The organism is Pseudomonas sp. PS01270, from assembly GCF_029959775.1.
Lineage (GTDB): Bacteria > Pseudomonadota > Gammaproteobacteria > Pseudomonadales > Pseudomonadaceae > Aquipseudomonas > Aquipseudomonas atacamensis.
In genome coordinates, this window is sequence record NZ_JASCPT010000015.1 from 63,951 (window position 1) to 72,701 (window position 8,751).

12 protein-coding genes, 1 tRNA gene and 1 pseudogene are annotated in these 8,751 nt (G+C 55.8%); 4 read left to right on the forward strand and 10 right to left on the reverse strand.

Translation table 11 applies throughout. From position 1 onward, the window contains the following. Positions 1–93 precede the first annotated feature (93 nt). A tRNA-Thr gene (locus tag QMX86_RS07750) sits at positions 94–169 on the forward strand. A gap of 73 nt (positions 170–242) precedes the next feature. On the opposite strand, the pseudogene QMX86_RS07755 reads toward QMX86_RS07750, so the two are convergent. Further along, positions 243–356 (reverse strand): annotated as a pseudogene (locus QMX86_RS07755) (transcriptional regulator); the annotation flags it as partial. A gap of 19 nt (positions 357–375) precedes the next feature. On the opposite strand from QMX86_RS07755, the gene QMX86_RS07760 reads away from it, so the two are divergent. After that, positions 376–447 (forward strand): hypothetical protein, encoded by a 72-nt coding sequence (locus QMX86_RS07760; RefSeq protein WP_238537212.1) that lies wholly within the window; start codon positions 376–378, stop codon positions 445–447. Between the two features lie 283 nt (positions 448–730). Next, the gene (locus QMX86_RS07765) at positions 731–1,549 is read left to right on the forward strand and encodes a lipopolysaccharide biosynthesis protein (RefSeq protein WP_130929066.1); all 819 of its coding nucleotides are present in this window, start codon (positions 731–733) and stop codon (positions 1,547–1,549) included. Here QMX86_RS07765 and QMX86_RS07770 read toward each other — a convergent pair. From QMX86_RS07770 to QMX86_RS07785, 4 genes are all read right to left on the reverse strand, one after another. Next, positions 1,540–2,220, reverse strand: a complete 681-nt coding sequence (locus QMX86_RS07770; protein ID WP_282384478.1) for an RES family NAD+ phosphorylase — start codon at positions 2,218–2,220, stop codon at positions 1,540–1,542. The two genes, QMX86_RS07765 and QMX86_RS07770, sit on opposite strands and share 10 nt — an antisense overlap. Next, the gene (locus tag QMX86_RS07775; RefSeq protein ID WP_282384477.1) at positions 2,217–2,624 is read right to left on the reverse strand and encodes an MbcA/ParS/Xre antitoxin family protein; all 408 of its coding nucleotides are present in this window, start codon (positions 2,622–2,624) and stop codon (positions 2,217–2,219) included. The genes QMX86_RS07770 and QMX86_RS07775 overlap by 4 nt, the downstream gene beginning before the upstream one ends. A gap of 137 nt (positions 2,625–2,761) precedes the next feature. Then, positions 2,762–3,082: a type II toxin-antitoxin system YafQ family toxin gene (locus tag QMX86_RS07780; RefSeq protein WP_349016903.1), complete on the reverse strand. Its 321-nt coding sequence runs from the start codon at positions 3,080–3,082 to the stop codon at positions 2,762–2,764. Then, positions 3,042–3,332, reverse strand: coding sequence for a type II toxin-antitoxin system RelB/DinJ family antitoxin (locus QMX86_RS07785; RefSeq protein ID WP_125917396.1), 291 nt, complete (start codon positions 3,330–3,332; stop codon positions 3,042–3,044). The genes QMX86_RS07780 and QMX86_RS07785 overlap by 41 nt, the downstream gene beginning before the upstream one ends. A gap of 468 nt (positions 3,333–3,800) precedes the next feature. Between QMX86_RS07785 and QMX86_RS07790 the strand changes: the two genes are divergently transcribed. Then, the gene (locus QMX86_RS07790; protein WP_016772151.1) at positions 3,801–4,727 is read left to right on the forward strand and encodes a LysR family transcriptional regulator; all 927 of its coding nucleotides are present in this window, start codon (positions 3,801–3,803) and stop codon (positions 4,725–4,727) included. On the opposite strand, the gene QMX86_RS07795 is transcribed toward QMX86_RS07790, so the two are convergent. The 5 genes from QMX86_RS07795 to QMX86_RS07815 all read right to left on the reverse strand — a co-directional run bounded on the left by QMX86_RS07795 (position 4,644) and on the right by QMX86_RS07815 (position 8,392). Beyond that, the gene (locus tag QMX86_RS07795) at positions 4,644–4,961 is read right to left on the reverse strand and encodes an AzlD domain-containing protein (protein WP_041477503.1); all 318 of its coding nucleotides are present in this window, start codon (positions 4,959–4,961) and stop codon (positions 4,644–4,646) included. The genes QMX86_RS07790 and QMX86_RS07795 overlap by 84 nt on opposite strands. Then, complete coding sequence (locus QMX86_RS07800) at positions 4,940–5,656, reverse strand: AzlC family ABC transporter permease (protein ID WP_016772152.1); 717 nt, start codon at positions 5,654–5,656, stop codon at positions 4,940–4,942. Before QMX86_RS07800 ends, QMX86_RS07795 begins: the two co-directional genes overlap by 22 nt. Then, on the reverse strand, positions 5,653–6,030 hold the full coding sequence (locus QMX86_RS07805; RefSeq protein WP_003220700.1) for a GNAT family N-acetyltransferase: 378 nt from the start codon (positions 6,028–6,030) through the stop codon (positions 5,653–5,655). Before QMX86_RS07805 ends, QMX86_RS07800 begins: the two co-directional genes overlap by 4 nt. A gap of 79 nt (positions 6,031–6,109) precedes the next feature. Beyond that, on the reverse strand, positions 6,110–6,856 hold the full coding sequence (locus QMX86_RS07810) for a 2OG-Fe dioxygenase family protein (RefSeq protein ID WP_073471539.1): 747 nt from the start codon (positions 6,854–6,856) through the stop codon (positions 6,110–6,112). A 231-nt stretch (positions 6,857–7,087) separates the two neighbouring features. Then, positions 7,088–8,392, reverse strand: a complete 1,305-nt coding sequence (locus QMX86_RS07815) for an OprD family porin (RefSeq protein WP_056787155.1) — start codon at positions 8,390–8,392, stop codon at positions 7,088–7,090. Positions 8,393–8,751: the final 359 nt, after the last annotated feature.

Here is an 8,751-nt window from a genome sequence, read left to right on the forward strand (position 1 = left end):
ATTTGCGCAGGGCCTGATTTTTCCGGAATGCAAAAATAGTCTGAATTCAGGGGTTTACAGGATCTACCCAATCGCTATAATCGTCGCCCACACGCCGGTATAGCTCAGTTGGTAGAGCAACTGACTTGTAATCAGTAGGTCCCGGGTTCGACTCCTGGTGCCGGCACCATACAAAACAAAGCCCCTGCAGAAATGCAGGGGCTTTGTTGTTTCTGAGTCAGCCAAGAAGTCAACTATGGGGATCAGGCAGGATGCAAATCCCGCAACGCCTCAGGATGCTGACTTGCGACCCGCAAGAGAGTCTGCGCTGCACCCGTCGGTTGCCTGCGCCCCTGCTCCCAATCCTGCAACGTCCGCGCTTATGCCTCGCAGTATCTGCAGGAGCCAAGCAAGGCACTGATCGATGATGTGGTGAAAGTAATGGATGCGCCACCAGACAGGCATTGATGCAAACCGCCATTCGAAGCCCTCGTTGATGCGAGGGCTTTTTGCATTTCAGGCCTGCCGAAAACATGCCGGCCTTCCTCAAGATCCCTTGATGCGCGGACATAACCGACTTCCCTCCTGCATCTATCCAGATAACCCGCCAGCCACTGGAGCGTTCTTGGCCAACGCCTCGGCTGCCCAGCAGCCAAACGGGAACTAACGCCGAGCGCAACACTCACTTACAAAGCGCGGCGCTATAGAAGAGTCATCTCGCTTCATCACGTCAGCACAACGGACTGAATGCATGACATGGACCAAGAGACCATCGATGAACTCAACATCAGAAACGCCAAACGGCTGCGCACGATCGCAAATCAGGGACTTTTCTGACTGTCGAAACATTGCTCAAGGCGCTGTATTCATTATCGCGTCGGGTAACTCCGCGAAGGACTTTCCCATTGAACAGTTTGCCGATATCCCGATGATCACGGTGAACGGCGCGATATCCATGTTCATGGGAACAGGCATCAAGCCGTTCTTCTACGCATGCACCGACACCAGTTTTTCGCTACAACAGCCTGACTTGTTTGCCTATGCGATGCGCACCAGTCAGCGAGTAGCTCTCTGGGCTCGCCAGGCCCAGGAACTGGCCGTTGAACCGACAGGTGATCTCTATCTTCTGAAGAAAGCGCCCAAACCAACCCTGACTGAATGGCTACTTCGCAACAACCAGGATCTGGTACGTAATCGAGCTGTTTGGGGTAGCCGAAACCGCAGTATCGGGTTCAGCAAAAACCTGGCCCATGGTTTTTTTGATGCCCGCACAGTCTTGTATCTCGCACTCCAACTTGCCTATCACGCAGGCTTTTCAAAGGTGATTTTGGTGGGAGCGGATATGAACCAGTCGGCCGGGCGTTTTTACGAGACTGATGGAAGCTCTATCTCCCCGTGCGGGCTGGACCAGCATTTTCATTCCAGAATTCTTCCATCTCTGAAACTCATGTCCGACAAAGTCATCGACAGTAAATTTGCCGTTTACAACTTGTCGCCCTCTTCGCGAATTCCATCCAGCGTCATTCCCGTCACAACGCTCGACGAAGTCAAAGCGATAATTCAGACCTGACTGATCTCGAATACAAACGAAATTCTGCCCTCACTTGCGCTCCAGACATAGCGCAAATGCTTGCCCTGCTTCGGAATCGATACCGCCGGCGGCCGAAACGCCGCAACGCACTCATGCCCGGGCAACCGCACGCTGTTATAGAGCAAGCCCCACGACTCGGCGTCGCGCAGTCGTTGCGCGAACAGTTGTGATGGGCCATAGGCTTCAGGATCAGGCTGATGCAGATGATCAAAGCCATGGCGAATATCATGCAGCGGCCTGATCACCTGATTGAAGTAAGTACGCATGGTCAATTCGAGATTGGCTTCCCGGGTCGCCGCGAGAAAACGTTCCTGGTGAAAACAGGTTTCGGCGATCGCCGCAGCCTGGCTGCTGGCGGCGTAATAGACGCCGAAGGTGCCGTCACTGAAACGGCTGCGTTTGCCGACGTGAGTGAACGCGGCCATCACCGGGCTGGAACCAGGACCGGACAGGCGATCTTCGGGACGTACGCGGGCAAGGACGCCGGCCTGTTCGACCAGCCGATCATTGGTCAGTGCTTCGATGGCGTAGGCAACTTCGAGGTCCTCGGGGTCGAGGACGTCTTCGAACAGTGCAATCGGCGGGAAGCTGCTGTTGACGATGCGATACGCCCGCGGCCATGGCACATCCACCGGCGCCGGCGCTTTCAACCGCGCACTCCGTCGAGGTAGCGGCGCACATCGGCGATATCGACCACCCGGCCCGCCAGCATGTAATCCAGCGCGGTTTTGCCGTTGAACGGTGCCGCCGTGTTGGGGCTGCTGACCCAATCGTAGGCGCGCTCGCGGCTGTTGCTGAAGATGATGCTCAGCGCCTTGTGAATACCCATCAGGTAAGAGATGCGCTCGAGGGTGTCATGGGGCAGGCGTATGTCTGGCAGGTGTTTGTATTTATAGAACGTGGTGTTGCCGACTCCTCCGAGCAGGGTGCGTTGTTGCTCGGCATTGCAGCCCCAGTGCTCCATGAGGTTGAAGAAGAACTTCAGCGCAACGCGCCCGGCTTCGGGGGCGTCGAGTTGTTCGCGTGGGGTGAGAGCTGGGGATGAGGTAGGCATAGACGCCTCCTGATTTTTTGTCTTAGCTGAAGACTAGTACATAACTGTAATTTTTTAGTATTTTGGTACACAAACGAACGAATCGTAACAATCAAACGCACAGAAGCCGGAGTTAAGCCGGCTTATGTATTTCTGCGCTATTGAAACAGTTCTGAATGACTCCCTAAATCCACGAACGTGATCAAATCTGGACGTGTGTTCTCGTAAACCATCAGAAAATCGCCACCGATATGACACTCGCGGAATCCAGACCAATCTCCAGTCAGCGCATGATCCAGATATTCTGCCGGTAACTGCTGCCCCAGGAACAACATTGCCATCACCTTCCGAACGTCGTTCATATCTCGCCTTCCGGCACGGTTATAACGATCCCAAGACTTCTTGAATTCAGAAGTATGTGCACACTGTTTAGGTCGATCAGCGCGTTTTTGTGTTTTCTCCTGTTTCGCCATCAGCATTCCTCAGCATGTCGTCTATCGAGTCGAAACGCTGACGGATTTCTCGTGCTTCCATCATTGCGCGGGCCGTCTTCTCCGATGGAACTCGCACCTCGAAGGGAAGCCCCTGAGTAGCAACAACCTGTCGCAGAAAAAGTCGCATGGCGTCGCTAATGCTCAGCCCGCAAGCGTTCAAGACTTCAGTGGCACGCGCTTTCAAATCCTCATCAATGCGGCAGCGCACATCGGTAGTTTTCAGTAGTGCAGCCATTTCAATTACCTCATCGTGGTTTTGTAGCTACATCAGCGCTACCCCTGCATTGTGTTCGGAGTGATCTTTGTGGGTCAATGCGAAGTTGATCGGTGGTTATCTACCACCATGGCTCGCATGTCAGACATCCATTTCAACTCCTTTGACTGTTGGGCGCTATCAGCTGAATCGTTACTTTACCTGAGACCTATCTGCGTATGACGCAGGCAAAAAGCTAGGAAGATGTAAGCTGTTTCTCTTCGAAAAGAATCTCCCCGCGCACCAAAACCACGCACTTTTTTGACCTTCATCACCCCCACTTCACCAAAAACCCCGATCCTCTGTCAGCCTCCAGCCATCGGCGGGGAAATCAATTCGCTACTAAATCCGCGACAACTATGCTCAGGTGCAGGAATATAGCCGGCATATGGCGCCGTTTCGGTCGTTTCGTACACAACAATACCCAGCCCACTTCAGGGGGCATTACCCATGGATAGCAGAACCTTACGCAACCTCATGCGCATCGTGCAGACCGGCTCGTTGTCGGCCGCAGCCGAGCATTCGTGCCTGACCGTGCAGGCGTTGGCCGCACAGTTGAACAAGGTCGAAGAGCAGTTCGGTTTCCGCTTGTTTCGCCGTTCCAACAAGGGCCTGACGCTGACGCCGCAAGGCACGGAGCTCACGCCTTACATCGACAAAGTGCTGATTGCCACGCGACAGATGGAAGAAAAGGTCGAGGCGCTGAAGGTACCCGGGCAGCGAACATTGAAGGTCGCGTTGAACAACACCCTGTCGCCTGATTTCAACCGGCGCATGATCGGGCGCCTGATCGAGGTGTTTCCCGATTATCAGATGGAGTTCAGCTACGCCGAGTCGATGGAAAACCTCAGCAAGCTGAAGAACGAAGATTTCGACCTTGCCGTGCTGATCGGCCCGCAGCGGCCGGGGCTGCCGAGCATCGTCCTGCCGGATGTGCAGGTGCAGGTGGTCGGTGCGCATTGTGGTCAGGAAAACGATCCGCTGACCTTGCTGGGCAACAAGTTTCAGGTGCGTCCTGCGGAAGATTGTCCGTATTCCCACAGTTTTCTGCGCTTTCTCGACGCCGGACTGGGCAATCACGAGAACGGCCAGCGCATGGTCTATTCCTGCAGCGAAACCCTGACGCTGTCGTTGATCACGCAGATGGATGCGGTCGGCATGGTCTCGCGTGAAGCGGCGCAGAAGAACGGTCTGACGATTTTTCCCGGTTTCGAGGATTTCCTCGAAGTGCGCCTGGCGGTAAACAACCCGGAGTTGTCCCACCAGGCGCTGAACGACGTCGTTGATCTGCCGCTACATGAACGAGCCGAGCGCAATGTACGCAGCCGTCCCCACCGCCACACTGAGAAAGAGGTTTTTGCTGAAATACGCACATAGCAACGTCGGAATTGCAGCATAGAATTCCGGGCGATCGAGCTGGATCTGCCGGTCCTTGATCAACAAGGGCGTGAGGCTGATCGCAGCGACGATCGCCACCGGCAGATATTCCAGCGCCCGCGCCACGAAGGGCGGCCAGTGGTCGGTGTTGATCTGCAGCGGCAAGGCGCGTGGCAGGAAGGTCACCGCCATCATCAGCACCACCACCAGAATCAGGAACGTTTGGTCAGGCATACACCCACTCCGCAGCCCACAAACGTGGCGATAAATACGTTGAAGGGCGAACTTCCGATCAGGCTCAGCGCGCCCATGCAGACCACGGCAGCAGCGGCCGCAATCAATTTGTTACGCGTGTTGCACAGCGAGACCAGCACGTAGAGCATCATCGCCGTCAGCGCGTAATCGAGCTGATATTTGATCAAGTGCGCCGCGTACTGCGCGCAGACCGCACCGAGCAGACCGCCGAGCACCCACGAGGTGTGGCAGAACAGGTTGAAGCCGATCAGGTAACGCACATTGACCGGTGCGCCCGTGCCGAGCTTGACGCTGTGAAAGGCGAAGGATTCATCGGTCAGGCCACCGGCGTAAGCCCAACGCTCCATGCGGCTCAAGCCCAATGCACGCAGGGCTTTGGCCATGTACACCGACATCAGCATGTGCCGCGCATTGATCAGGAAAGTGGTCAGCACAATGGTGGTCAGCGACGCGCCGCTGGAGATCAGCGCCAGCGCGGCGAATTGCGAAGCGCCGGCATAGACAAACAAGCACATCGCCACCGGCAGCCACATCGGCAGGCCGGCGTTTACCGCCATCAGCCCGAAAACAAACGACACGGTGAAATACCCGGCGACCACCGGGCTGGCTTCGGCAAACGTGCGCGACGGCTGATGAGTCGCCATCAGCGGCGCGCTGCCGGACCTTTCATTCATAGATCCCTCTCAAATGTTCGTTCGCCGTGAGGCTCGCAAAAACCCTGGGCGGTCCAGAATCGCTTGCCCGCGAGGTTAGCATCGTCGACGAACAGAAACATCCGCAGCACCCCGACCCTTTTCATGTCGGACGACGCTGCTTCGACCAAACGCTGGCCCACGCCCTGGCTGCGGTAGCGCGGGCTCACGGCCAGATGGTTGATCGTGCCGCGACTGCCGAGCATGCCGCCGAGTACCGCGCCGACGATCTCGCCCTCGACATCGAAAGCCAGATACGCCGTGGTGGTTTTCTGGATCAACACGCCGCGCAGGCATTTGGCGTCCTGCCATTCGCAGAACGACACTTCATCGAACTGACGGAAGAAGCGCTCCATGCGTTGCGCATCCTTGGCGGTGGCGCGGCGCAGTACCACTGGCGTCGAGCACTCGACGCCGTCGATTGGGGTGATCTGATTAGCGAACAATGTCGAAAGCGGTCCCGGGCCGCGAGAAGGAAATCGCCAGAATCTGCCGGTACGCCATGGCATGGGCGTGGGTATTGCGCGCCGGGGTCACGTAATGGCGCATGTCGCGATCAAGGAAATAGGTGGTATCGAGAATTTCCTCGTAGGTGGTCGCCGCCAGTTGCTGCTGATGAATGTCGTACAAACGACTCTCAGCGCCCTCGACATTATTGCGCCCCCAGAAGTGCACGCCGCTGAACGGATAGCCGTCGCAATGAATGCCTTCAGGGGTGATTTCCAGCTGTTTGCCGGGTTTGATCTCGATGCGGATCTGATGGATCTGACACTGCCAGATTTCATCGTGCAACTCTTCCGGCAGCACACTTTTGTACACTTCGAAATCGGTGTCGATCAGGCTGCGCATCACCGGCGAAGAGATCACTTCTTCGGAAAAGTCCTGGAAGTGGCGCACCACGCCACCGACGTAAGCGTTGTTCTCTTTCGATTGCACGTAAGCGCGATGCTCAAGTTGCTTGAGCTCACGGGTTTTCGGGTTGTATTCAAAGTCGCTGTAACGACGATAACGCATGCCGGCTTCGGCCTGACCGTAGTAGCTGTCAGGCTCCATGTTTTCCCAACTTTTGGTCAGTCTGACGAAGTCGGCAAAATGACCGTAGAGATTGAAGTCACCACCCTGGACGTTGACAAACTTGTCGCGCCGTAGCGATTCGCCCACTTCTCTGTTCAAAACGATCATTACCAAATTCTCCGCTGCGTTGAACGCCCTAATCTATTGGGTGGAGAATTTGCGTCCATGAGAAAGAATTTCAGGCATTTGAAGCACTGCTTGAAACGGAATCTGCAGCGCTTGAAAAACGACTTTTACATGACAAAAACACCGGTTATTTGCGGTTTGCGCTGAAAAACCGCCGAAAAAAAACCCCGAACGAATCGGGGTTTTCTCATTTTTCTTACAGCGGATCGATCATCAGAAGATGTTGATCGGATAGTCCACGAATACACGCAGTTCGTTACCGCTGACGTTGTACTCGCTGGATTTCTGCGACACGCGCAGGATCGAACTGCGCAACTTCACGCTCAGGTCTTTGGCCGGGCCACTTTGCACGACGTACTTGAACTGGTTGAAGATCTCGCGCTCGGTGCCGCCTTCGCTGGTAGACGTGGTGATGTTGTCGCCGCGCACGTAAGCGAAGTTGTAGCTCAGACCCGGAACGCCGAACGAACCAAAATCCAGGCCGTAACCCAGCTGCCAGCTGCGTTCGTCTTCGGCGTTGAAGTCAGACCAGTAGGAGTTGGCCAGGTAGATGGAGTTACCGCCGTCGCCGACACGACCCTGGTCTTTCTGGTAGCCGCCATAGGCGTAGCCCAGGTTGCTGTCGCCAGTGGAACGCTGATGCGCCACGGTGAACGAGTGCGGGCCGGTGGCGAAAGTGGCTGCCAGGCTCCAGATCTTGTTGTCGCGACCAGTGACGATGCTTTCGCCCGGCACGGTGTTTTCGCGTACGTACGAGCTGTCCAGCTTGGTGCGATAGCCGTTGAAGTCCAGGGTCAGGGACTGATCCTTGTTGAACGGAATCACATAGTTGGCGTTCACGTACTGTTTCTTCAAGACGTCTTCAACGTCGGACGCATACAGCGCGCCTTTGAAGTGTTCGGTGAACTGATAGCTGCCGCCCAACACGTTGATCGACTTCAGACCGCCGCTGTCACGGCCCTCATCGCTTTTGCGCGACTCGGCAGTGAAACGGCCGGCGTTCAATTCCAGGCCTTGGATCTCACGGGAGGTGATCAAAGTACCGGTATAGCTTTCCGGCAGCAGACGCACGTTGTCGTAGCTCAGCACCGGCAGGGCCGGCATCTGGTCGCCATAGGTCAACACGGTGTTGGAAACACGGAATTTGACCGCTGCGCCGCCCTTGGCGATGTCGTGGTTCGCACGACCGTCATTTTCCTGTTTGAAGAAGTCGATGCCGCCGGCGCCGCTACGGCCCTTGCCGCCGTCCAGGCGCAATGCGTACAGACCGAAAGCGTCCACGCCGACACCTACGGTGCCTTGGGTGAAGCCCGACGAGAACGTACCGATGGCCGCTTGGCCCCATTCGGCCTTGTCCTTGTTACCGTCTTTGTAATCACGATTGATGTAGGCGTTGCGCAACAGTACTTTCAGGCTGCTGTCTTCAACGAAACCCTTGGATTCGGCCTGGTCGTTAGCCATGGCCTGTGTAGCACTCAACATCCCCAGTGCGATCAGACTGATTCGCTTGTTCAACATTTTGTTTTCCTTATTACGGGTTGAAACGCGCTGTGTCGAACGGCTGAAACGGCGCTTTCTGCACTCTTGTATTCACCCCGAAACAAAAAAGCCCGCCGACGTTAACGTCATGGCGGGCCTGCTCCTTATTTTGAGTCATGGCGGTTAGCCACAGGCGTTGGGCCGAATCGTAGCCGCGCCCTGAACTGTGTGTCAATTTCAAGAATCGTCTTTAAATAGGCGAAAAACGTCTAAGAAACGTAATTTTTTTGCTGGGCGGTTGCAGAAAAAACGGATTAAACAGGGAGTTTGAACTGTGGGAGCGAGCCTGCTCGCGAAGCGCTGGATCATTCAACAAAGTCACTGGCAGGGCTGACGTC

Excerpts from the sequence above, each read along its gene's own strand:
- QMX86_RS07775 (WP_282384477.1), bottom strand. The coding sequence starts at position 2,624 with ATGCCTACCTCATCCCCAGCTCTCACCCCACGCGAACAACTCGACGCC.
- QMX86_RS07810 (WP_073471539.1), bottom strand. The coding sequence starts at position 6,856 with ATGATCGTTTTGAACAGAGAAGTGGGCGAATCGCTACGGCGCGACAAG.
- QMX86_RS07780 (WP_349016903.1), bottom strand. The coding sequence starts at position 3,082 with ATGCTGATGGCGAAACAGGAGAAAACACAAAAACGCGCTGATCGACCT.
- QMX86_RS07800 (WP_016772152.1), bottom strand. The coding sequence starts at position 5,656 with ATGAATGAAAGGTCCGGCAGCGCGCCGCTGATGGCGACTCATCAGCCG.
- QMX86_RS07795 (WP_041477503.1), bottom strand. The coding sequence starts at position 4,961 with ATGCCTGACCAAACGTTCCTGATTCTGGTGGTGGTGCTGATGATGGCG.
- QMX86_RS07790 (WP_016772151.1), top strand. The coding sequence starts at position 3,801 with ATGGATAGCAGAACCTTACGCAACCTCATGCGCATCGTGCAGACCGGC.
- QMX86_RS07765 (WP_130929066.1), top strand. The coding sequence starts at position 731 with ATGACATGGACCAAGAGACCATCGATGAACTCAACATCAGAAACGCCA.
- QMX86_RS07815 (WP_056787155.1), bottom strand. The coding sequence starts at position 8,392 with ATGTTGAACAAGCGAATCAGTCTGATCGCACTGGGGATGTTGAGTGCT.
- QMX86_RS07805 (WP_003220700.1), bottom strand. The coding sequence starts at position 6,030 with ATGGAGCGCTTCTTCCGTCAGTTCGATGAAGTGTCGTTCTGCGAATGG.
- QMX86_RS07785 (WP_125917396.1), bottom strand. The coding sequence starts at position 3,332 with ATGGCTGCACTACTGAAAACTACCGATGTGCGCTGCCGCATTGATGAG.